This window comes from Ruegeria sp. BF10 (genome assembly GCF_056538725.1).
In genome coordinates this window covers 614346-635735 of the sequence record NZ_JBQFTR010000001.1, presented here as the reverse complement: position 1 = coordinate 635735, position 21390 = coordinate 614346, and the positions used below count along the sequence as shown (strand labels likewise).

Annotated in this window: 22 protein-coding genes; 10 read left to right on the top strand and 12 right to left on the bottom strand. The window is 59.2% G+C overall.

The window, feature by feature from the left end; translation table 11 throughout:
- Positions 1-110 precede the first annotated feature (110 nt).
- The 4 genes from ACR0DJ_RS03240 to ACR0DJ_RS03225 all read left to right on the top strand — a co-directional run bounded on the left by ACR0DJ_RS03240 (position 111) and on the right by ACR0DJ_RS03225 (position 5237).
- Positions 111-1883 carry an SLC13 family permease gene (locus ACR0DJ_RS03240; protein WP_170343640.1) on the top strand — a complete coding sequence of 591 codons (1773 nt, stop codon included), beginning with the start codon at positions 111-113 and terminating at the stop codon, positions 1881-1883.
- 16 nt (positions 1884-1899) lie between these two features.
- Positions 1900-2634: a glutamine amidotransferase gene (locus ACR0DJ_RS03235; protein ID WP_480683863.1), complete on the top strand. Its 735-nt coding sequence runs from the start codon at positions 1900-1902 to the stop codon at positions 2632-2634.
- Between the two features lie 73 nt (positions 2635-2707).
- Positions 2708-3565, top strand: a complete 858-nt coding sequence (locus tag ACR0DJ_RS03230) for a bile acid:sodium symporter family protein (protein ID WP_170343638.1) — start codon at positions 2708-2710, stop codon at positions 3563-3565.
- A 10-nt stretch (positions 3566-3575) separates the two neighbouring features.
- A complete protein-coding gene (locus tag ACR0DJ_RS03225) occupies positions 3576-5237 on the top strand; it encodes an FAD-binding dehydrogenase (RefSeq protein WP_480683862.1) in 1662 nt (553 codons plus the stop codon).
- A gap of 13 nt (positions 5238-5250) precedes the next feature.
- On the opposite strand, the gene ACR0DJ_RS03220 is transcribed toward ACR0DJ_RS03225, so the two are convergent.
- The 3 genes from ACR0DJ_RS03220 to ACR0DJ_RS03210 form a co-directional block, all read right to left on the bottom strand.
- On the bottom strand, positions 5251-5988 hold the full coding sequence (locus ACR0DJ_RS03220) for a YbaY family lipoprotein (RefSeq protein WP_480683861.1): 738 nt from the start codon (positions 5986-5988) through the stop codon (positions 5251-5253).
- A 94-nt stretch (positions 5989-6082) separates the two neighbouring features.
- The gene (locus ACR0DJ_RS03215; RefSeq protein WP_480683860.1) at positions 6083-7861 is read right to left on the bottom strand and encodes an SLC13 family permease; all 1779 of its coding nucleotides are present in this window, start codon (positions 7859-7861) and stop codon (positions 6083-6085) included.
- 87 nt (positions 7862-7948) lie between these two features.
- On the bottom strand, positions 7949-8764 hold the full coding sequence (locus tag ACR0DJ_RS03210; RefSeq protein WP_480683859.1) for a TIGR00282 family metallophosphoesterase: 816 nt from the start codon (positions 8762-8764) through the stop codon (positions 7949-7951).
- A 133-nt stretch (positions 8765-8897) separates the two neighbouring features.
- On the opposite strand from ACR0DJ_RS03210, the gene ACR0DJ_RS03205 reads away from it, so the two are divergent.
- Entirely contained in the window at positions 8898-9125 is a 228-nt protein-coding gene (locus ACR0DJ_RS03205) for a putative hemolysin (RefSeq protein WP_480683857.1), read from the top strand.
- Positions 9126-9128: 3 nt separating this feature from the next.
- Here ACR0DJ_RS03205 and ACR0DJ_RS03200 read toward each other — a convergent pair whose 3' ends face one another.
- Both ACR0DJ_RS03200 and mgtE read right to left on the bottom strand, forming a co-directional pair.
- Positions 9129-9686, bottom strand: coding sequence for a 5-formyltetrahydrofolate cyclo-ligase (locus ACR0DJ_RS03200; RefSeq protein ID WP_480683856.1), 558 nt, complete (start codon positions 9684-9686; stop codon positions 9129-9131).
- On the bottom strand, positions 9683-11077 hold the full coding sequence (gene mgtE, locus ACR0DJ_RS03195; protein WP_425078656.1) for a magnesium transporter: 1395 nt from the start codon (positions 11075-11077) through the stop codon (positions 9683-9685). The genes ACR0DJ_RS03200 and mgtE overlap by 4 nt, the downstream gene beginning before the upstream one ends.
- Positions 11078-11213: 136 nt before the next feature.
- Here mgtE and guaD point away from each other — a divergent pair, with 136 nt between their 5' ends.
- The gene (guaD, locus tag ACR0DJ_RS03190) at positions 11214-12500 is read left to right on the top strand and encodes a guanine deaminase (protein WP_480683855.1); all 1287 of its coding nucleotides are present in this window, start codon (positions 11214-11216) and stop codon (positions 12498-12500) included.
- Here the strand turns inward: guaD and ACR0DJ_RS03185 are convergent.
- The 3 genes from ACR0DJ_RS03185 to ACR0DJ_RS03175 all read right to left on the bottom strand — a co-directional run bounded on the left by ACR0DJ_RS03185 (position 12497) and on the right by ACR0DJ_RS03175 (position 15149).
- Positions 12497-13831, bottom strand: a complete 1335-nt coding sequence (locus ACR0DJ_RS03185) for an 8-oxoguanine deaminase (protein ID WP_480683854.1) — start codon at positions 13829-13831, stop codon at positions 12497-12499. The two genes, guaD and ACR0DJ_RS03185, sit on opposite strands and share 4 nt — an antisense overlap.
- 114 nt (positions 13832-13945) lie before the next feature.
- On the bottom strand, positions 13946-14737 hold the full coding sequence (gene hisN / locus ACR0DJ_RS03180; RefSeq protein WP_257599139.1) for a histidinol-phosphatase: 792 nt from the start codon (positions 14735-14737) through the stop codon (positions 13946-13948).
- A 40-nt stretch (positions 14738-14777) separates the two neighbouring features.
- Positions 14778-15149, bottom strand: a complete 372-nt coding sequence (locus tag ACR0DJ_RS03175; RefSeq protein WP_480683852.1) for a helix-turn-helix domain-containing protein — start codon at positions 15147-15149, stop codon at positions 14778-14780.
- Positions 15150-15487: 338 nt separating this feature from the next.
- On the opposite strand from ACR0DJ_RS03175, the gene ACR0DJ_RS03170 reads away from it, so the two are divergent.
- Positions 15488-16444, top strand: a complete 957-nt coding sequence (locus ACR0DJ_RS03170; protein ID WP_480683851.1) for an NADPH:quinone oxidoreductase family protein — start codon at positions 15488-15490, stop codon at positions 16442-16444.
- 6 nt (positions 16445-16450) lie between these two features.
- Here ACR0DJ_RS03170 and ACR0DJ_RS03165 read toward each other — a convergent pair whose 3' ends face one another.
- A complete protein-coding gene (locus ACR0DJ_RS03165) occupies positions 16451-17332 on the bottom strand; it encodes a LysR family transcriptional regulator (RefSeq protein ID WP_170343626.1) in 882 nt (293 codons plus the stop codon).
- Between the two features lie 124 nt (positions 17333-17456).
- Between ACR0DJ_RS03165 and ACR0DJ_RS03160 the strand changes: the two genes are divergently transcribed.
- Together ACR0DJ_RS03160 and ACR0DJ_RS03155 are read left to right on the top strand one after the other, a co-directional pair.
- Complete coding sequence (locus ACR0DJ_RS03160; protein ID WP_170343625.1) at positions 17457-17666, top strand: DUF1127 domain-containing protein; 210 nt, start codon at positions 17457-17459, stop codon at positions 17664-17666.
- Between the two features lie 184 nt (positions 17667-17850).
- Positions 17851-18630, top strand: a complete 780-nt coding sequence (locus ACR0DJ_RS03155; protein WP_170343624.1) for a Bax inhibitor-1/YccA family protein — start codon at positions 17851-17853, stop codon at positions 18628-18630.
- Between the two features lie 136 nt (positions 18631-18766).
- On the opposite strand, the gene ACR0DJ_RS03150 is transcribed toward ACR0DJ_RS03155, so the two are convergent.
- From ACR0DJ_RS03150 to ACR0DJ_RS03140, 3 genes are all read right to left on the bottom strand, one after another.
- Positions 18767-19273 (bottom strand): hypothetical protein, encoded by a 507-nt coding sequence (locus ACR0DJ_RS03150; RefSeq protein ID WP_257599141.1) that lies wholly within the window; start codon positions 19271-19273, stop codon positions 18767-18769.
- 208 nt (positions 19274-19481) lie between these two features.
- Entirely contained in the window at positions 19482-19649 is a 168-nt protein-coding gene (gene rpmG, locus ACR0DJ_RS03145; protein ID WP_037309480.1) for a 50S ribosomal protein L33, read from the bottom strand.
- A 127-nt stretch (positions 19650-19776) separates the two neighbouring features.
- Positions 19777-20484, bottom strand: coding sequence for a tellurite resistance TerB family protein (locus ACR0DJ_RS03140; RefSeq protein ID WP_257599142.1), 708 nt, complete (start codon positions 20482-20484; stop codon positions 19777-19779).
- Between the two features lie 268 nt (positions 20485-20752).
- Between ACR0DJ_RS03140 and ACR0DJ_RS03135 the strand changes: the two genes are divergently transcribed.
- Positions 20753-21388, top strand: coding sequence for a DUF1326 domain-containing protein (locus ACR0DJ_RS03135; protein WP_425078662.1), 636 nt, complete (start codon positions 20753-20755; stop codon positions 21386-21388).
- Positions 21389-21390: the final 2 nt, after the last annotated feature.

Below are 21390 nucleotides of genomic sequence, written 5' to 3'. Positions count from 1 at the left end.
AATGCGTCCTCGTCATCGTGATTGCGTGTTCGGCGCTCATATAGACGTTTGCAGGGGGCAGGATCAAGAGAGCGGCTTGCGACGGCTTCACCGGCTAGTATGGTGACGGCATGACAACAGACCAGATCATTCTTTTTGCGCTTTTCATCACCGTCTTCGGAATGCTGCTATGGGGCCGGTTTCGATACGACCTTGTGGCCTTTGCCGCACTGATGATCGGCGTCGTGCTGGGCGTCGTGCCCGTGGATGGCGCCTTTGCCGGGTTCGGCCATCCGGCGACTATCATCGTGGCGCTGGTTTTGGTGGTTTCTGCCGGTTTGGTCCGATCCGGAGCAGTGTTCCTGATCACCCGCACGCTGGTTGATGCCTCGCGGGGCTTGGGCGCGCATATCGCCCTGATGGGTGGGATCGGCGCGGTTCTGTCGGCCTTCATGAACAACGTGGCAGCCCTTGCACTGCTGATGCCCGTGGACATTCAGACCGCACGCAAAGCCGGCCGGTCTGTGGGCCTGTCGCTGATGCCGCTGAGCTTTGCCACGATTCTCGGCGGGATGGCCACGCTGATCGGGACCCCCCCGAACATCATCATCGCCTCGATCCGGGCCGAAACACTGGGCGAGCCGTTTCACATGTTCGATTTTGCCCCGGTCGGTGGGCTGGCCGCGATTGCCGGCCTTGCCTTTGTTGCACTGGTAGGGTGGCGCCTGATCCCCAATCGCGGGCCGCAGGCTGAAACATCGGAAACCTTGGCCGAATACATCGCCGAGCTGACCGTTCCCCCGGAATCCGCCCATATCGGCAAACGGGTCAGCGAGCTTTATGAGGCGGCCGAGAAATCGGACGTGGCCATCATCGGTTTGATCCGGGATGGCAAGCGTCGCTATGGCCGGTCGGCGCACGCCGTTTTGCAACAAGGTGATGCGCTGGTTCTGGAAGCCCGACCCGAGGCGCTGGACGAGTTCCGTGCCGCGCTCAACCTGGATTTCTCGGACACGCGCCGGCAGGAATTGCTGACGGCTGAGGGGGACGGGCTGGAAGTGATCGAAGTCGTCGTGCCGGAAAGCGCGCGCATCACAGGTCGCACGGCACAAGGGCTTGGGCTGGCCTGGCGGCAAAGCACCGTTCTGATGGGCATCTCACGCCAGGGGCGCAGGATCACCGAACAGGTCCGCAAGACCGAGGTGGAACCGGGCGATATCCTGCTGCTGCTCTGCCCCCGCGACCGCGCTGCGGATGTTACGGAATGGCTGGGTTGCCTGCCCCTTGCCGGACGCGGGCTGAACGTTACGGCAAACGACAAGGCGTGGCTGGCCATCGGCCTGTTTGCCGCCGCTGTCTTGGCCGCAAGTGTCGGGTTGATCTATCTTCCCATTGCTTTGGGGCTGGTGGTGATTGCTTATGTGCTGACCAAGATCATGCCGATCACCGAGATTTACAATCACATCGAATGGCCGGTGGTCGTACTGCTGGGGTCTATGATCCCTCTGGGCAGTGCTTTGGAGACCTCGGGCGGAACCGAACTGATCGCAAACGCCCTGATCCAGCTGACCGATGGTCTGCCCGCCTGGGCCATTCTGACCGTACTGATGGTCGTCACGATGACTTTGTCAGACGTGTTGAACAACACCGCCACCGCCATTGTCGCCGCGCCGGTCGGGATACAAATGGCACGCACGCTCGAGGTGTCACCCGACCCGTTTCTGATGACCGTGGCCGTTGCGGCCTCGGCTGCGTTCCTGACCCCCATCGGGCACAAGAACAACACGCTGGTTCTGGGCCCCGGCGGCTATCGTTTCGGGGATTACTGGCGCATGGGATTGCCCTTGGAGATGCTGATCATCGCCGTTTCTGTTCCCGCCATTCTTGTGTTCTGGCCGCTGTGACGGGTAAAGGCTGCGCATGAAACCCTTTTTGATCCTGCAACTGCGCCCCGAAACCGATGCATCCGACGCCGAATACGCCTCGATCCTGAACCGGAGCGGGTTGTCTCCTGAACAGACGCGTCGCATCCGTCTGGATTGCGAAAACCTGCCAGGGGAGATGGATGTCACAGACTACGCCGGTGTCATCGTGGGCGGCGGACCTGGATGCGTCAGTGACGACCCGGCGACCAAATCCCCGCTGGATGCCCGGATCGAGGCGACGATCATGGGGTTGATGCCGCAGATCATCGCACAGGATCACCCGTTCATGGGCTGCTGCTATGGCCTTGGCATTCTGGCGGCGCATCTGGGTGGCGACGTCAGCAAGGCCCGATATGGCGAACCCGTCGGACCATCCACGTGCCACCTGACCCCGGAAGGGCAGCAGGACCCTTTGACCGCAGGGTTGGAACCCACCTTCGACGCATTCGTTGGTCACAAGGAAGCGGTTCAGGCGCTGCCCGAGGGTTGCGTTCACCTTGTCACGTCAGACCCCTGCCCGTTCCAGATGATCCGCTGGGGGCAGAACGTATATGCCACGCAGTTCCACCCCGAGGCCGATGCCAGGGATTTTGAACAACGCATCAATATCTACAAGAACCACGGCTATTTCCCGCCTGAAGACGCGCAAGAACTGATTGACCGCTGCCATTCGGCCGATGTCACACAACCCGGCGAGATCCTGCGCCGGTTCGTCCGGCGATACGAGTGACCCAACGGCGCGGTTGCCTGCGCCTTGCCCCCTCGCTTAGGCTGATCTGACGCAACTTTGGGAGGAGTTGTCCTTGGATCTGCTCATTAACGTCGGTCTGCCGGTTTCACTGGCCGTTATCATGCTGTCTCTGGGCATCGGGCTGGAGGTGGCAGACTTCCGCCGTGTCCTGAGCCGACGACGCGCCTTTGCCATCGGGGCGGCAAGTCAGGTTGTTCTATTGCCGGTGGCGGCCTTTGTGACGGTCAAATTTTTTGCTTTGCCGCCTGAGATCGCCGTTGGTTTCATGCTGCTCAGTTTTTGCCCGGGCGGCGTAACCAGCAATATCCTGTCAAAGCTCGCCAAGGCCGATGTCGCGCTTTCAGTCAGCCTGACCGCCGTGATCAGCCTTCTGTCGATGGTAACCGTACCAATATTGGCCGCGTGGTCGATCGCGCATTTCATGGGCGACGAAGCCCCCGAGGTTTCGATCACCGGGCTGGCTGTTGCATTGTTTCTGATAACAACGCTACCCGTGGCAATCGGAGTCGGAGTTCGCAACTTTGCAACAGGGTTTGCAAACCGTGTCGAGCCGGGGTTGTCGGCGCTCGCGACCGTTTTGTTCGTGCTGATCATTGCCGCGGCACTGGCCGGGAACTGGCAATTGTTCGTCGACAATCTCGGCATCATGGGCGCAGGCTTGATTTCTTTGAATATCGCCCTGCTGTTCATCGGATTGGGGCTGGCGCGGATAACAAACCTGTCCTGGAATGAGTGCAAGACGATCTCGATCGAAACCGGAATTCAAAATTCCACGCTGGGCATTACACTGGCGGCGCTGATCACGAATACCGAAAGCGGGTTCAGCCCGCTGGCCCTGCCCTCGGCGGTTTATGGTATTACGATGTACGCCGTGGTTCTGCCGTTTCTTGTCTGGTTCCGCAGGCGCTGAAAGGACCGTTATGACAAACAACACTGCTGATGCGATCGTTGTCGGGGCTGGTCTGGCCGGATTGGCCGCCGCTGCCGAACTGGGCGACCGAGGCAAGAAGGTAATCATACTCGATCAGGAACCAGAAGGTTTTCTGGGCGGTCAGGCCTTCTGGAGCCTGGGTGGCCTGTTCATGGTCGACACGCCGGAACAACGCCGCATGGGGATCCGCGACAGCCACGATCTGGCGTTGCGCGACTGGATGGGCAGCGCGCAGTTCGACCGCGAAGAAGATACCTGGCCCCGTAAATGGGCCGAAGCCTATATCGAGTTCGCCGCCGGTGAAATGCGTCCCTGGCTGCATGACATGGGCCTGCGCTGGTTTCCGGTCGTGGGCTGGGCCGAGCGCGGCGGGTCCTACGCAAACGGGCACGGCAATTCTGTCCCGCGCTTTCACATCACCTGGGGCACCGGACCCGGCGTGCTGGAACACTTCATCCGCCGGGTCCGCGACCATGTCAGTGCCGGCCTGATCCAGATGAAATACCGCCATCAGGTCAGCCACATCATCATGCAGAACGGCGAGGCCAAGGGCGTCTCGGGCGAGGTGCTGGCCGATGACGCGGCCCCGCGCGGCGGCAAGACCAACCGCGACGAGGTGGGCGAGTTCGAGGTCTATGCCCCGTCGGTCATCGTGACCTCGGGCGGGATCGGTGGCAATTTCGAGATGGTGCGCCAGAACTGGCCCCGCGACCGTCTGGGCGAACCGCCCAAGGACATGGTGGCGGGTGTGCCCTTCCATGTGGACGGTCGGATGATCGCCATCAGCGAAAAGGCCGGCGGCCATGTCATCAACGGCGACCGCATGTGGCATTACACCGAAGGCGTGCGCAACTGGGATCCGATCTGGCCCGCCCATGGCATTCGCATTCTGCCCGGCCCCAGCTCGATGTGGTTCGACGCGCGCGGAAACCGGTTGCAGCCCCCCTGCCTGCCCGGGTTCGATACGCTGGGGACACTGCGCGAAATCCTGAACACCGGGTATGAATACAGTTGGTTCGTTCTGACTCAGAAGGTGATCAAGAAGGAATTCGCCCTGTCCGGGTCTGAACAGAACCCGGACTTCACGTCAGGCAGCTGGAAAGAGGTTATTCGTCAACGCATACTGTCCGGGTCCAAAGCGACCGCCCCGGTCGAGGCATTCAAGGAGAAGGGCGAGGATTTTGTTGTTGCCAACACGCTGACCGAGCTGGTCAACGGGATGAACCATTTGGGTGGGGGGCTGATAGACGAGGCCCATTTGCGTGCCCAGATCGAGGCGCGGGATTCTCAGGTCGACAATCCGTTCTCAAAAGACGCGCAGATGATGGCGATCCTTGCAGCCCGCAATTATCGTGGAGACAAACTGATCCGCACCGCCAAGCCGCACAAGTTCCTGGACCCCAAGAATGGCCCGCTGATCGCGGTCAAGCTGCACGTGCTGACCCGCAAGACACTGGGCGGTTTGCAGACCAATCTGGACAGTCAGATGATCGGCGCCGACGGCCAGGTGGTGCCCGGCCTGTTCGCAGCCGGTGAAGTCGCCGGGTTCGGTGGCGGTGGTTATCACGGTTACAACGCGCTGGAAGGGACCTTTCTGGGTGGCTGCATCTTTTCGGGTCGCAACGCAGGGCGATCGAGGGCCGTCGCCTGACAACCCTGCCCTTTTACTTGCGCTCCAGTTTGATCACCGGCTCACCCTGAGCATCCAGCAAGGCCAGCGCGTTGCCTTGCATCGCGAAGGTCGTGACAGTTTGCATCGCTTTCAGAAACTGCCGCTCGACCTCGTCCAGCGGGGGTGGGCACGCCATGAGCGTTGCAGCCATATTGTCCGGGAACGCGATCCGATTGGCAGAAATCTCGGCCTGGCCACTGTACCTGTTACAGCCACCACTACCTGAAAACGCTCCGCCCTGCCCGAAAGCAAGCTCAGGACGTTTCTCTGTCTCGACAGGCGCACCATTGAGGCCCGAAGCGACCCATTCGGTGTTTTCCAGCATCGCGGCACCTTGGTGTTGCACCTGAATCATCAGCAGGTCAGCTGAATTCTCGGCCCCATCTGTCAGAACCGGGTAGACGGTATCGGTGGTGAACAACAGGTTTTGCCCCTGCATGACCGAAGCACGCACGGCATATCTTCGCCCGTCCTGGATCAACGCATCATCATAGGTCAGTTCAAACTGTGCCGGCACACCGGTCAGGGCATATCTCTGCGCGGCAAGTGTTTCGGCCGGCGCATCCGCCAATGAGATGTCCTGAAGCTCGACGAACAAGGTCGTGTCGGGCGGAAGCGCAATACGCTCTCGGTAGGTTGCGGTTCCTTCGACGGTTCCAGCAAGCGATGTGCCGCTCAAAACGGTGGCGAAGGCAACCGCAGGAAACGTGGTGCGGACGAGTGTCAGCATGGCAGTACCCTTCAAATATCAGTTCTACAAAAGATTGCTGTTCATCCGACATTTACAAGTACGCCGCGAGCAAAGCGGCAAATCTGTGCCGATGTCATAACGGCCAGATCAACGGGATCAGCAGGGACGCCAACAATCCGACCGTCAGGTTCAGCGGCACGCCCACTTTCATGAAGTCGGTGAACCTGTAGCCTCCGGGACCATAGACCATCATGTTCGTCTGGTATCCGATCGGTGTTGCAAAAGATGCCGAGGCCGCCATCATGACCGCGACGACCAGCGGACGCGGATCTATTCCAACAGCCTGCGCCAGACCGATGGCGATCGGGGTGACAACAACCGCAACGGCGTTGTTGGAGACCAGTTCGGTCAGCACCGAGGTCAGCAGATAAATCGCCCAGATAATCAGGAATGGCGGCAAGGCACTGAGCCCCGGCGCAACGGCCTCGACGATCAGGGAAACCGCGCCCGAGCTGTCCAGCGCAGCCCCTATGCCCAGCATCGCGAAGATCAACGCCAACAGACGCCCTTCAACAAAGGAAAACGCCTCATCCGCGTCGATACAGCGGGTCAACAGAACCACGGCGCAGGCCACAATCGACAACAACAGGATGGGCGCAATGCCCAGCGCGGCGAGGGCGACAATCCCTACAAGAGCACCAATCGCAATGGGTGCATGGCTTCGACGGAATGCTCGAGCCGATGGTTGTGTGACGTCCACCATGTCCATATCAGCCGCCAGCCGCTGGATATCCGCCGGGGCACCTTCCAAAAGCAACGTATCCCCAACCCTGACCACCAAATCATCCAACTGACGGCCGATATTCTGGTTGCGACGGTGCACGGCCAGCACGTAAACGCCATAGCGACGCCGAAGCCGCATCATCCCAAGGGTCCGCCCCACCAGACGGCATCCGGGCGTGATCAGCACCTCAACCGTCTTGGTTTCAACGGCGGATACCTGATCCACGCGTTTGAGTTCCCGGTTGCGCTGAAGGCTCAGAAGTTCGGTCATCTCGGTGCGTAAAACCACCCGGTCGCCGACCTTCAGTTCGACGCCTTTCAAGTTGCGCCGCAACGACTCATCCCCCCGGATGACATCGATCAGACGCACGCCGGGGCGTTTGAACAACTGCACGCCCGTCACTTCGCGCCCGATCAGGTTGCTGTCCGGCGGAATGACGGCCTCGGTAAAGAACTTCATCTTGGACCGGTCACTGAGCAGCGACGCCATGCTGTCCCGCTCGGGCAACAGTTTGGGCGCGATGAAGCGCAAATAGATCATGCCGTAGATCACCAGCGCGATCCCCAGCGGCGTGACTTCGAAAATCGTAAAGGGTTTCATCCCCTGCGCGCGGGCCACGCCATCCACCAGCAGGTTGGTGGACGTGCCGATCAATGTCAGCGTGCCGCCCAGAATGGCCGCATAACTCAGCGGAATCAGCAATTTGGACGCGGGAACATTCAGGGTGCGGGCAATTTGCACAAAGACCGGTATCATCACCACGACCACTGGCGTATTCGACACCACCGCCGAGGCCAGCACGACAAACCCCATAAGCAAAGCGATGGCAATACGCGGGTTTACCTGAGCCTGCTTCTGCGCGGTCGAGGTGAACGAGTCCAGGGCTCCGGTCCGCACCAAGGCCCCCATGATGATGAACATCGCGGCAATCGTCCAGGGTGCCGGGTTGGACAGAACCGCAAGCGCGCTTTGATAGGGCAGGATGCCGGTTACAAGCATCAGTGAGACACCGCCAATCGCCACGACTTCGGTCGGATAAACCTCGCGCAGGAACATGATGAACATGCCCGCAACGATGACCAGCGCCAGAACTGCGCTTCCTGTGTCTGTCAGTGAAAGGAAATTCATTCGTGGTATTCTGTCCGAACCCCGGCCCAAGCGCCTGATGACATGCAGTTTCACGCATTGCGCCCGACAGAGCAAGCCTGACGATGACTATTCGGGCCCGGCTTGTTCCAGACGCCCGCCGACGCGCACCATGCGCACGGATTTGGCCTGTCCGTCACGATCATCGGTTTCCACGAACACGCCGCTCAGTGTGGCCTCGCCATTTGCGGGGGTAAAGCGCGCCTTGGGCATACCGGTGATGAACCGTCGCATCGGCTCTTGCTTGTCCATGCCGATGACCGAATCGTAGTCTCCGCACATGCCTGCATCTGTCAGATACCCGGTGCCACCCGGCAGAATCTGCGAATCCGCGGTTGGCACATGGGTATGCGTCCCAACAACGAGGCTGGCGCGCTTGTCGCAGTAATGCCCCATCGCCATCTTCTCGGACGTCGCTTCGCAATGCATGTCCACGATGATTGCTTGCGCCTGACCTCCCCTGGGATGGGATTTCAGGATCGGCTCAATGGCTGAGAACGGATCATCGAACGGACGCTTCATAAAGACCTGACCCAACACCTGAACCACCAGAACCTTGCGCCCCCCCGGCGCCGTGAACAACCGATGACCCCGCCCCGGCGCGCCTTTGGCGAAGTTCACGGGTCGTATGATGCGCTGTTCCTTCTCGATGAATTGCAGCATGTCTTTCTGGTCGAACGCATGATCGCCCAGCGTCAGGCAATCTGCCCCGGCGTCGAGCAACAGCCTGGCGTGATCTCCGCTCAACCCCATGCCGTTCGACGCGTTTTCGCCATTGACCACAACAAAATCCAGCCGCCATTCGTCGCGCAGGCGCGGCAAATGCTGTTGAACGGCAGCGCGGCCCGCGCGCCCCATGACATCGCCAAGAAACAGAATCTTCATGATCCGGGTCGTAGGGGCTGTACAGGGCAATAACAAGGCGGAAGCGTGAAATTAACGGCAGACTTCGGGGTTGAAATCAAATTCTGCCGTGGCAATGTTTCGATACGTCTTTTGAATACAGAAGGAATTCTTCGTGAAGTCGTCAATTGTTCTGACCGGCTGCCTTTTGGCGGTAACTGCTGCCGCGGCCGAAGGCACCAAGACATCCATGCCCAACCCCGCCGCGACCTTCTGCATTGAAAACGACGGGACCTACCAGCTTCGTAAAAACGAAGACGGCAGCGTCTATGGCATCTGCATCCTGAAAGACGGCACCGAGGTGGATGCCTGGGATTACTTGCGCAGCCATTTCGAACAGTAGCAGCTAGAAGGTCAGCACGCGGCTTTCCGTGACAACCATGTCCAGTGGTTGGTCGGTTGGCTCGAGCGGCAGATCCGCAGTCTCTTGCGCGTCAAAAGCAAAGCCAATGGCAAGCGTCGGGCGTTTGGAGCGCAAGCCTTCCAGCGTTCGGTCATAAAACCCGCCGCCATACCCCAGGCGGCCACCATTTGCATCGAAGGCGACCAGCGGCACGATCAGGATTTCGGGGTCGAAATAGTCATCCACCTGGGGCACTTTTGCACCGAACGGGCCATCCTTGAGCACACCGTCCGGCGTCCAGCGAGAGAATTTCAGCGGCTGACCGGCTGCCTGAATGACAGGCACCCCCACCGGGCCATAAGCCGATGCCTCGGCCATCGCAGGCACCGGGTCGATCTCGGTCCGGATCGGCATGTAACCTGACAGGGGAACGCCGCGATGGCCTGCCAGAACCTCGGACAAGCGCCCGGCTGCGCCCGGCAAGCGGGCATCAAACGCGGTCTTGCGGCGGGCAAACGCCGCTTTGCGCGCTGCGGCTTTGATTTCGGTCAGATCGGTCACAGGAGCACCACGCTGGCAAGCCCAAGAAATATGAAGAAACCCATGACATCCGTCGTGGTTGTCACAAAGGTTCCCGACGCCAGCGCAGGGTCGATGCCCAAGCGGTCCAGCACGACTGGTACTACCGTACCTGCAAAGCCTGCGATGATCATGTTCACGACCAAGGCCGACCCGATCACGACACCCAGCAGCGGGGAATCGAACCACAGCATCCCCACTGTCCCCAACACGATGGCAAAGCATAGCCCATTCAACATGCCCACCAGCAGTTCCCGCCTGATAACACGTATCACGTTTGCATTTGTCAGGTCGCGCGTCGCCAAGGCACGCACCGTAACGGTGAGCGACTGTGTTCCAGCATTGCCGCCCATCGACGCGACAATCGGCATCAGGATGGCCAGCGCGACCAATTGATCAATCGCCGCCTCGAATTGCGAAATCACCAAAGAGGCACAGATCGCCGTGCACAGGTTCACCGCCAGCCAGGGCAACCTTCGCCGGCTGGTTGCCGCCACGCTGTCGGACAACGAGCTTTCGTCGCCGACACCGGCAAGACGCAGGATGTCTTCTTCATGCTCTTCATCCAGAACGACCATCGCGTCATCAATGGTGATGACACCGACCAAACGGCCATCCGCATCCACCACCGGGGCCGAGATCAGGTGATACTGGTTGAAGGCATAAGCCACGTCTTCCTCATCCTGATCGACAGGGATGATGTGAAACTCCTCCTCTGCCAGATCAAGCAGCGGCACGTCACGCCGCGCCGCCATCAGCTTGCCCAACGTCACCTGCGCCACAGGTTTCAGGCGCGGATCGACCAGAACGACGTGATAGAACTGCTCGGGCAAATCGTCATTGGCGCGCATGAAATCAATGGCTTGGCCAACGGTCCAATGCTCGGGCGCCATGACCACTTCACGCTGCATGAGGCGACCCGCCGAGTTCTCGGGGTAGGACAGGGCCTGCTCGGCTGCGATCCGTTCGGAATCCTCCAGCGCGTCCAGAATGGTTTCCTGCTGCGGTTCCTCAAGGTCTTCAAGCAGGTCAACGACATCGTCGCTTTCCATCTCGCGCACGGCATCGGCCAGAACATCCGGGTTCAGGACCGAGATCACCTCTTCACGAACCGATTCATCCAGTTCAGACAGGATGTCGCCGTCAAACTCTTTGTCGTACAGGCGAATCAGGCGCGACCGGTCAAACGGATTGATCTGTTCAAGAAGGTCGGCAATGTCGGCCGAGTGCAGCGGCTCCATCAACTCAACCAGCTTGTCGCGGTCGTCTATATCCACCGCGTACAGGATTGCCGCTACTGCCTTGGGATCCAACGCATAGGCGTCTTCATCCCGGGGCTGATCGTGTCCGGCTTCGTCTCTGCCTGTCGTCATGCTCTGCCCCTTTTTTACGATTTGCTCTTAAATAGAAGAAGCAGCTACCGGAAAACAATGACAATGCGCCGATTTACCCACTTCTTTCGTCCGCCTATGCTGGTGTGCGGTTCCAAACAGGCGGAGAACAGGGAAAATGGCGCAAAAGACGCTTTTGAAAGGGCGTGTTCTGAGTTTCACAGGCTCACCCTTCGACGGAGAGCCGACCGAGGCGACCCGGTTGGACGAAGCGGTCGTGATCGAACACGGGCGAATTACCGAGATCGGCACCATCGACGCGCTGAAAAAAGCCCATCCTGACGCAGTCACGAAGGATCACGGATCGCGCTTGATCATGGCTGGGTTCGTCGACCCGCATGTGCATTATCCACAGACGGCGATGATCGCCAGCTGGGGCAAGCGGCTAATCGACTGGCTGAACACCTACACCTTCCCGGAAGAGATGAAGTTCGGCGATTTCGACTATGCGGCCGAGATCGCCAACCGGTATCTGGACCTGACGACCGCCCACGGCACCACGACCATGTGCAGTTTTTGCACGATTCACCCTGAAAGCGTGGATGCCTTTTTCACCGCGGCGCAACAGCGTGGGCAGCGTGTGGTCGCCGGCAAGACCTGCATGGACCGTAACGCGCCCGAAGGTCTGCGCGACACCGCGCAGACGGCTTATGACCAGTCCGCCGCACTGCTTGAGAAATGGCACCGCGTCGATCGCCTGTCCTATGCGATCACACCACGCTTTTCGCCAACCTCGACCCCGGAACAGCTTGAGGCCATGGGCGCGCTTTGGGCCGAACATCCCCATTGTCTCATGCAAACCCATCTGAGCGAGCAAACGGATGAAATCGAATGGGTCCGGTCCCTGTTCCCTGATGCAAGGGATTATCTGGACACCTACGAGAAATTTGGCCTGCTGGGCCAGAACGGCCTGTATGGCCATGTCATCCACCTGGAAGACCGGGAACGGGATCGGCTGCGCGAGGTCGATGCCTCTTTGATTCATTGCCCCACGTCGAACACGTTCATCGGATCGGGACTGTTTGACATGAACGGGCTGATCCATGATGGCCGCCGGATCGGTCTGGCCACGGATACCGGCGGCGGGTCCAGCTTTTCGATGCTGCGCACCATGGCCGCCGCCTATGAGATCGGCCAATTGCGCGGCCGCCCTCTGCACCCGGCGCAATTGCTGTGGTTGGGCACGGTCGGATCGGCCCGGAGCCTGCGTATGGACGACTGCATCGGAAACATCACTCCGGGGATGGAGGCGGATCTGGTCGTGATCGACCTCGCCTCGACCCCCGCCATCGCCCAGCGCGAGGCCCATGCAGAAGACGTTTGGGAAGCGATCTTCCCGACGATCATGATGGGCGATGATCGGGCCGTGGCAGAGGTCTGGATCGGCGGGCGGCAGGCGGCTTAAGCCTGCAACGCCCGGGCCAGCGTGTTCTGACGCTCGATCACGCGGGGCAGATCAATGGTCGTTATGTGCCCGTCACGTACGATCTGGCGGCCTTCGACGAACAGGTGTTTCACCGACATCGGCCCCGCCAGAAGCAGCGCCGCCGGATCCCAACTGCCCGCGCTTTCGATGCCGCAGATATCCCACACCGCAATATCGGCACGTTTTCCGGGCATCAGCCGTCCGCAATCGGGACGTCCCAACACATCCGCCCCGCCGCGCGTCGCGATCTCAAGCGCTTCGCGGGCCGACATGGCATCCGCACCATTGGCGACCCGCTGCAACAACATGGCCTGGCGCGCCTCAAGCATGAGGTTGCCATTGTCATTGCTGGCCGATCCATCCGCGCCGAGGCCGACCTTGACACCCGCATCGCGCATCGCCCGCACCGGCGCGATACCCGATCCGAGGCGGCAATTTGAACAGGGGCAATGGGCCACGCCTGTTTCCGAGCGCGAGAACAGATCAATCTCGGCCCCGTCCAGCTTGACGCAATGGGCGTGCCAGACATCCGGGCCGGTCCAACCCAATTCCTCGGCATATTGCCCCGGGCGGCAGCCGAATTGTGCCTGCGAATAGGCAATATCCTCATCATTCTCGGCCAGATGGGTATGCAGCATCACGCCCTTGTCCCGCGCCAGCAACGCCGCATCGCGCATCAGGTCCCGGCTGACGGAAAACGGTGAACACGGGGCAAGGCCAACGCGGCACATCGAACCCTCCGACGGGTCGTGAAACGCATCCACGACACGTACCATGTCGTCCAGAATGGCGGCTTCCTTTTCCACCAGATGGTCCGGCGGCAGACCCCCATCGCTCTCGCCGATGCTCATCGCGCCGCGTGTCGGATGAAACCGCATCCCCAACTCGGATGCGGCAGCGATCGTATCCTCAAGCCGCGCACCGTTGGGATAGAGGTAAAGGTGATCGGAACTGAGCGTGCACCCCGACAGCGCCAGTTCGGCCAAACCGATCTGGGCCGAGGTGAACATTTCCTCCGGCCCGAAACGCGACCAGATCGGGTAGAGCGTTTGCAGCCACCCAAACAGCAACGCATCCTGTCCGCCCGGCACCGCCCGTGTCAGGGTTTGATAAAGATGGTGGTGGGTATTCACCAGGCCGGGCGTCACCACACAGCCTGAAACATCATGCACCTCACCCTGTGTTTCCAATCCCCGCCCGATCCGGGCAATCTGCCCGTCGCGGACCAAAATATCGGCCTTGGACAATTCCTGCCGGGACTCGTCCATCGTCAGGATCAGATCAGCATTCTTGAGTAGGGTTTCCGTCATTTCGCGCTCCTGCATCTGCCCGTCTCATGCAAGAAGTGCGTCGGCCGGTGGAAAACGGGCACAAGAACCGGCCATCCCCGGTGTAGTTGCCTTTGATGCGCAGGGCAACAGGATTCAGAATTGGCGGAGTATCTCAAGCGCTGCGGCGTGCAGGTCAGCGTTGGCCGCAGCCAGGGCCCGACCGCCTTGATGCGCGGGGCCGCCCTGCCAATCAGTCACGACACCGCCAGCCGCCTGAATAACGGCAATCGGCGCTTGAATATCATAGGAATTCAAGCCCGCCTCGATCACCAAATCCGCCTGCCCGGCAGCCAGAAGCGCATAGGCATAGCAATCCATTCCATAGCGCGTCAGCTGTACCTGATCGGACACGGCCTGAAACCCTGCGCGGTCCTGCGGGGTTCCAACCTCGGGGAAAGTGGTAAACAAAGTCGCCTGATCCAGCGCCCTGGTATCGCGCGTTCGAATTCTTCTGCTGCCCTGCGGACCGGTCATGTGAGCACCGGAAGACGATCCGACAAAGCGCTCTCCGATATACGGCTGATCGATTACACCCATAAAAGGCCCGTCCTGATCACTCAGCGCAATCAAAACACCCCAGGTTGGCGTGCCGCTGATAAACCCACGGGTGCCATCGATGGGGTCCAGTACCCAGGTACGGCCACTGGTGCCCGTATGCGCGCCGAACTCCTCGCCCAGCACACCGTCATCCGGGCACCGCCGCGCCAGAACGTCCCGCATCGCCTGTTCAGCGGCGCGGTCAGCCACGGTGACCGGGTCGAACCCGTCGGTCAGTTTGTTGGCGGTTTCCAGATTTGTTTGACGAAAAAAGGGGAGTATGGCCTCACGCGCAGCCTCGGCCATTTCTTCGGCAATTTCGATATCGCTCAGTGTCGTCGGTTGCATGGCCCCGAGGTGCGGGCAATCCGCGACAAAGTCAAGTCAGTCAGGCAACGTCGCTGAGAACCCGCGCCAGTTCGAACAGGCGGCGACGCTGGTTTTCCGGAATCGCATAGTAAGAGCGCACCAGATCCAAAGCTTCTTTGTCACCCATCAGGTCAGCAGGGACGGATTTCTTGTCCTCATCGCTTTTCTGGGCTTCTTCCAGACCTTCGAAGAAAAAGCTGACCGGAACATCCAGCGCCTCGGCGATGTCCCACAGGCGGGATGCGCTGATTCGGTTGGCACCGGTCTCATATTTCTGGATTTGCTGAAACTTGATACCAACTTGCTGCGCCAACTGTTGCTGGGTCATCCCAATCAGCCAGCGGCGATGCCGAACGCGCTTGCCCACATGGACATCGACGTGATGAGTCATTGGTATTCTCCTATACTACACAAACATCTGCACGGGATTTTGCGACGTCCGATATCGCAGTTTTAGAGAGCTCCCCTTAACCGCTCCCTAATACGGACTGTACCGCCCCCCGTTTACAGCACTGACTGCATATAATGCCGGTTTTGAGATTTTTTTCAAGCTGGTTGAGTCGAACACCCCTGACAGGGATTTGTGGTTGTATTACCCCAAGCCTTTACAGAAACGTATTCCTGCAACTGAATCCGCCTTCAAAATAGGGCCCTTTTCCGCCCGCGCAGCAAACGGATTGACTTTTCTGGCGGCACACGCGCCTATGTCGCAAATTCTTGAGGAACGATATGCGGGCCTATTGCATTCCATCCGACGGGGCGTCTGCCCAGCTTTGTGACGTGAAAATACCCGAGCCGGGCGAAGGTCAGGTGCGGGTCGCCATAAAAGCGTGCGGCCTGAACTTCGCCGATCTGCTGATGCAGACGGGCGCGTATCAGGACACGCCACCTGCCCCATTCACTCTGGGCATGGAGATCGCCGGCGTCGTGGATACAGTCGGTCCCGGCGTTTCGACGCTGAGGCCGGGCGACCGGATCGCGGTCTATTCAGGTCAGGGCGGGCTGGCAGAATACGGCGTGTTCGACGCGGACCGCGCGATCGTGCTGCCGGACGGCACCGGCTTCGAAGACGCCGCCGCCATCCAGATCGCATATGCCACCAGTCACATGGCCCTTGAACACAGGGCACGCCTGCAACCGGGTGAAACCCTTCTTGTCACCGGCGCAGCGGGAGGCGTCGGCCTGACCGCCGTCGAAATCGGCAAACTCATGGGCGCCACGGTCATCGCGCAGGCACGCGGCGAGAACAAGCTTGCCGTTGCCCGTGCCGCTGGTGCCGATCATCTGATCGATGCTTCCGAAGACTTGCGGGAACGGGTCAAATCGCTGGGCGGCGCGGATGTCGTCTATGACGTCATCGGCGGGGATGTGTTCAAGGCCGCTTTCCGCGCGACCAATCCCGAAGGGCGTTTGCTGCCCATCGGATTCGCCGGGGGCGACATCCCGCAGATTCCGGCCAATCATCTTCTGGTCAAAAACCTGACCGTGATCGGGGTGTATATCGGTGGCTATCTGAAGTTCCGCCCCGAAGCTGTGCGCAACAGTTTTGAAACCCTGTTCAAGTGGCATTCAGAGGGCAGGATAAAACCGCATATCAGTCACGTCCTGCCACTTGAAGACGTCGCGCAGGGAATGCAGTTGCTGAAAGAGCGAAAATCGACGGGCAAGATCGTGATCACGCCCTGATCGCGATCACCCAACCACCGCCCGCAACTGCGTACCGCCCAGCAATCTGAAGTTCTGACGCACCAATTGTGCCAGAGCCTCGACAACCGCATCCCGGCCCGGTTCCCCACCGTATAGATTGATCATATGCGCAGGCAAATCCGGCAGAGCCCCACCCGAGTCGATCTGTTCAAGATGCGCGGCCTCGGTTCCGTCCAGCATTGCGTGTACGGCAAGATCGGCACTGACCGTGGCTTCTATTGTCCGGTCGTTTTCGGTTTCCACCGACAGTTCCCACGGTACTCCGGCGGCATCCAGTGCCGAAATGACCTGCGGTCTGAACAAGCAGCGCCGTCCAAGCGCCAGAGGCAACGGACGTTTGCGCCATGCAGATCCGCCCGGCGCACCGATCCAGCGCAACGGCAGCTCTGCGATGGTCTCTGCGCCATCGGCCGAAGACGGTTCGGTCGTCAGGATCACATCACATTCGCCCCGCTTGTACATGTCTTTCAATTGCAGTGAATAGGACGACACCAACTGCACCCTGACACGGGGAAAATCGGCGTTGAACCGTTGCAGGACCCGGGGGATCGCGGGGTAGACGATGTCATGGGGAACGCCCAGAACCACTTCGCCTTCAAAGGCCTGGTCGGTGAGTTTCGAGATTACCTCGTCATTCAGGGCAATCATGCGGCGCGCGTAGGCCAGCAGTTGCTCACCGGATGCGGTCAGGGCAATTGTTCTGCCGCTTCGGTCCAGCAACTCCAGGCCCAGCAGCTCCTCCAGCCGTTTCAGCTGCATGGACACCGCAGACTGCGTCAGGTGCAGAAATCCGGCAGCGCGGGTCACACCGCCCTGATCCGCCACCGCCACAAAGGATCGCAGGGTTGTAATGTCCAAATTCCGCATCTTCACGATTCCTTATGCGTTCCATCAAAAATATTCGTTTTCAAAATATGTCATACGCACCCATATCAATCAAGGAAATTGATGACATCCGACGAAACCATCGAGAATACAGAAAGGACAAGTTATGACGCAACTCGCAATCCATAATCCCTGCAAACCGGCCAAACGTTCTTTGGTGTCCCTGATCTCTCAAGCGTTCGAACTGTCCAGACAGCGGCGAAAGCTGGCACAGCTGGATGCCGCCATGCTGGACGATATCGGTCTGACCCGCGAGGAAGCAACCTCAGAAGCAGAACGCTTCTTCTGGGATGCACCTCAATTCTGGAAAAGGTGACTGTGACTCTCATATTTTTATGGCGATGGGCGACGTCGAGTCGCCTGTTGGCATTTTTGTTGCGTGTTTTAGTCGGTTTTCCCGCGGAATCTCTTGAAACACAGCCCCTTGTTGCCGATATTTAGATGGAAAACCGCCCCGCTCTGCCGGGGCGCTCTAACTTGACGACTAGGGAGACCCTTTGATGGCACAATTCGACACGATCCGGACGGCATCCGGCGCGCGCGCCGCCGAGATTGATCAGGGCCTGCGCGCCCACATGAACAAAGTCTACGGCACAATGTCCGTCGGCATGCTGATCACTGCACTGGCGGCATGGGCTATTGCCGGTCTGGCAGTAACCAGCGATCCAAGCAACGCGGTCGCACAGATCGGCGCAGATCGCTATCTGACCAGCCTGGGTGGCGCGCTGTTCCTGTCGCCGCTGAAATGGGTGGTCATGTTTGCGCCGCTGGCCTTTATCCTATTTGGCTGGGGTGCCCTGATGCGCCGCGGCTCAGCCGCGACAGTTCAGCTTGGCTTCTTCGTCTTTGCCGCGGTAATGGGCATCTCGATGAGCTCGATCTTCATGATCTTCACGCCCTACTCGATTACCCAGACCTTCCTGGTGACGGCAATCGCCTTTGCTGGCCTCAGCCTTTATGGCTATACCACAAAGCGGAACCTCAGCGGAATGGGCACCTTCTTCATGATGGGTGTGATTGGTCTGCTGGTTGCAATGATCATCAACCTGTTTCTGCAATCCGGCGTGATGATGCTGGCCATCTCGGCCATTGGCATCCTGATCTTTGCCGGTCTGACCGCGTTCTACACGCAGGACATCAAGAACACATACGTCGCCCATGCTGCGCATGGCGATCAGGAATGGCTGGACAAAGCGGCCTTTGACGGCGCGCTGAGCCTGTACATCTCGTTCCTGAACATGTTCCAGTTCCTGCTGATGTTCATGGGCCAGCAGGAATAGGGCTTGTTGACACCTGAATTGGTTTGGGGCCGGTCATTGACCGGCCCTTTTCTTTGCGCGCCGGACTTCTTTTGCCCGAAAATGAAAAGCCCCGCCTGACAAGGCGGGGCTTTCTGTTTCCGAAGCGTTTATGTGTTCAGCTACAGTTCAGCGGAATGGCAAAGCCCGAGCTCTTCTCGGATGTTCCTTTGCGGAAAACACCGCCAGCCGGCAGACAGCCGGTGAAACGCTCTGTTTCTTCCGCAAAGCCCACACCGATCGAATTGTCGACTTTCACACTGTTGGAATGCGTGCGCAGCACACCAAACAAAGTGCCGTTCACACTGACAGTGCTGAGGAACAGGTTCGTGTCGCTCCCTTGCAATTGCACCGCAGTGTCCGGCGTCTGGCCGCCGTTGTCGATTGCAACCGATGCGACCTTGGAAGGATCCACCTCATCACTCAAAAGCGTGACTGTCCGCAGTTCCGCCAGTTCTGCCGGAACGTTGGTCGCATCTGGCAGAAAGGCTACGGCTCCGGGTACGTCCGAAATCGTGCGTGGTTCGCCATCGATTCCAGTAAACCCGACACCTTCGCGGTTAAACGGGTCTTCACAGGCCGCTAGGGTTAGAACGGCAATTGTGGATAACAAGATTTTTTTCATGGCGGTCAACATTTTGTGGCGGTTTGCTGAAGCGTACTTGCAGGTTCCCACAAAAAGCAAGCCGCAGGGGATGCGATTGTCCCAAACGCTGATGCGCCACTGCAACGGACTGCCCAGGCCTGCCACCCGCCGAAATCAGGAAACCGGAACTGAAAAAGGGCTCTGTGCACCAGAGCCCTTTTTCGGAATTTCCAAATGGAATGGCAGATTACTTGATCTTGCCTTCCTTGTACTCGACATGCTTGCGAACGACCGGGTCGTATTTACGAATGGTCATTTTCTCGGTCATGGTGCGCGCGTTCTTCTTGGTCACGTAGAAGTGGCCCGTGCCCGCGGTCGAGTTCAGACGGATCTTGATTGTCGTCGGCTTCGCCATGGTTATCTCCTGCGTCCGAAAAGGCAGGGGCCTTTCGGTTGAATTCCTATGAGCGTGCGCTTTTACGCGCTGCACCGCCCATGTCAAGGCCAATCGGATGATACCGGCTCAGGAATCTGGTGCAGGTTCACCCGGGCAGGGTTGGCGCGCCCATATAGGTGTGAATCTGGTCTCTTTCCGCGTCCGAAAGACCCAACGCGGTGGACAACTGCCGCAGATAGGACGCCTCGCGCGCGTTGTCCAGACGGATCGCAGCCAGGGATGTCGCATAGATCTGCGTCTTGAGCGGCGCACCAGAATCAGCCGCCAATCCCATGACGTCAATCGGTGCGTTCAGCTGCTCTTGCACGAATGCGCGCTCTTCCTCGCTGACGTCATCGCCCAATTCACCCAGAATGATTTCCTTTTCCTGCTCATCCAGCTCGCCATCCGCCTTGGCAGCTTGGATCATCGCCCGAAGCATCAGCTTCGCCTGCTCTTCCATCGCCGCACCCGCGGGCGTGCCGCCGAACACGGTTTCCATCATGTCACCCGTGTGTTGATTGGCCGTCTTGGCCGCCCCCTGCATGGCATTCAACAATCCACCCAATCCGGCGGCCCCGGCTGTGCTGCCGCCGATGCCCATCTTGCTCATCATGTCCTGCAAGCCTGACGCGCCACCGGGCAGACCAAACTGTTCTGCCATTTTGCCCAGCTGATCCGCGCCGAAACCACCGCCGGCGCCTTGCATCTTGTCTTGCAGCCCAGCCATGCCGCCCATCTTCTGATATTTTTCCATGCCCTTGGCCGCAGCAAAACCAATGGCAACGGACGCCAGCGTTTTCATAAAGCTCATAATCAACCTCCCAAATCTTCAAATTGGTTCCAAAAGCCTAACAGCCGAATGCAATCCCGAATACTGCGCTCAACCCCAACGCGACTGACGCGCACCATAACACCTGAAGAAGGGGCTTTATCCGGCATCATGTTTGTGCATATCACGAATTCGTGATAAGTTCGCCCATCCAAGAAGCCGAATTCAGGCTCGAAGGCCGAGGCAGCGTGAATGGGGGCAACCTGCAACGAGCAGAGTTGTTCCACGCGACTTTTCTTGGGGGGCTATCATGACAGAATGGGCTATTCAGGCCGAAGAACTGGCCAATTGCAATTGCAATTTCGGTTGCCCGTGTCAGTTCAGCGTACTTCCGTCTCATGGAAACTGCGAGGCGGTTGTCGTTTTCGACATTCAAAGCGGTCACTACGGTGACACTGATCTGGGCGGGCTTCGGGCGGCAGGGGTCTATCATTGGCCGGGACCAATTCATGAAGGCAACGGTCAGATGCAGCTGATCATTGATGAAAGCGCAAAGGCTGACCAGCGGGCCGCGTTGCAAGCGATCATGACCGGTCAGGACACGGATGAAATGGCTACGTTCTGGTATGTCTTCAGCGCCATGGCGCCTTTGAAACATGAAACGCTGTTTGTTCCGATCGAGCTGGATTGGAACCGCGAAGAGCGCAGCGGATACGCCAAGGTTGCCGGGGTTTTCGATGTCGTGGTCAATCCGATCCCTCATATCGTATCGGGCGCACCTCACCGCGCGTCGATACAATTGCCGAATGGCTTTGAATACCGCCATGCCGAGGCGGCATCGGGCAGTGCGACGACAAAAGGTGGTCAGATCAGCCTGACCTTTGACGCGACGCACGCTCATCTGGCGCATCTGAACATCTCGGGCCATGGCGTCTTGGGCGCTTAGGC

Excerpts from the sequence above, each read along its gene's own strand:
- ACR0DJ_RS03150 (WP_257599141.1), bottom strand. The coding sequence starts at position 19,273 with ATGAAAAAAATCTTGTTATCCACAATTGCCGTTCTAACCCTAGCGGCC.
- ACR0DJ_RS03170 (WP_480683851.1), top strand. The coding sequence starts at position 15,488 with ATGCGGGCCTATTGCATTCCATCCGACGGGGCGTCTGCCCAGCTTTGT.
- ACR0DJ_RS03215 (WP_480683860.1), bottom strand. The coding sequence starts at position 7,861 with ATGAATTTCCTTTCACTGACAGACACAGGAAGCGCAGTTCTGGCGCTG.
- ACR0DJ_RS03175 (WP_480683852.1), bottom strand. The coding sequence starts at position 15,149 with ATGACTCATCACGTCGATGTCCATGTGGGCAAGCGCGTTCGGCATCGC.
- guaD (WP_480683855.1), top strand. The coding sequence starts at position 11,214 with ATGGCGCAAAAGACGCTTTTGAAAGGGCGTGTTCTGAGTTTCACAGGC.
- ACR0DJ_RS03235 (WP_480683863.1), top strand. The coding sequence starts at position 1,900 with ATGAAACCCTTTTTGATCCTGCAACTGCGCCCCGAAACCGATGCATCC.
- ACR0DJ_RS03220 (WP_480683861.1), bottom strand. The coding sequence starts at position 5,988 with ATGCTGACACTCGTCCGCACCACGTTTCCTGCGGTTGCCTTCGCCACC.
- ACR0DJ_RS03160 (WP_170343625.1), top strand. The coding sequence starts at position 17,457 with ATGACGCAACTCGCAATCCATAATCCCTGCAAACCGGCCAAACGTTCT.
- ACR0DJ_RS03210 (WP_480683859.1), bottom strand. The coding sequence starts at position 8,764 with ATGAAGATTCTGTTTCTTGGCGATGTCATGGGGCGCGCGGGCCGCGCT.
- ACR0DJ_RS03185 (WP_480683854.1), bottom strand. The coding sequence starts at position 13,831 with ATGACGGAAACCCTACTCAAGAATGCTGATCTGATCCTGACGATGGAC.
- ACR0DJ_RS03165 (WP_170343626.1), bottom strand. The coding sequence starts at position 17,332 with ATGCGGAATTTGGACATTACAACCCTGCGATCCTTTGTGGCGGTGGCG.
- ACR0DJ_RS03240 (WP_170343640.1), top strand. The coding sequence starts at position 111 with ATGACAACAGACCAGATCATTCTTTTTGCGCTTTTCATCACCGTCTTC.
- ACR0DJ_RS03225 (WP_480683862.1), top strand. The coding sequence starts at position 3,576 with ATGACAAACAACACTGCTGATGCGATCGTTGTCGGGGCTGGTCTGGCC.
- mgtE (WP_425078656.1), bottom strand. The coding sequence starts at position 11,077 with ATGACGACAGGCAGAGACGAAGCCGGACACGATCAGCCCCGGGATGAA.
- rpmG (WP_037309480.1), bottom strand. The coding sequence starts at position 19,649 with ATGGCGAAGCCGACGACAATCAAGATCCGTCTGAACTCGACCGCGGGC.
- ACR0DJ_RS03155 (WP_170343624.1), top strand. The coding sequence starts at position 17,851 with ATGGCACAATTCGACACGATCCGGACGGCATCCGGCGCGCGCGCCGCC.
- ACR0DJ_RS03140 (WP_257599142.1), bottom strand. The coding sequence starts at position 20,484 with ATGAGCTTTATGAAAACGCTGGCGTCCGTTGCCATTGGTTTTGCTGCG.
- hisN (WP_257599139.1), bottom strand. The coding sequence starts at position 14,737 with ATGCAACCGACGACACTGAGCGATATCGAAATTGCCGAAGAAATGGCC.
- ACR0DJ_RS03135 (WP_425078662.1), top strand. The coding sequence starts at position 20,753 with ATGACAGAATGGGCTATTCAGGCCGAAGAACTGGCCAATTGCAATTGC.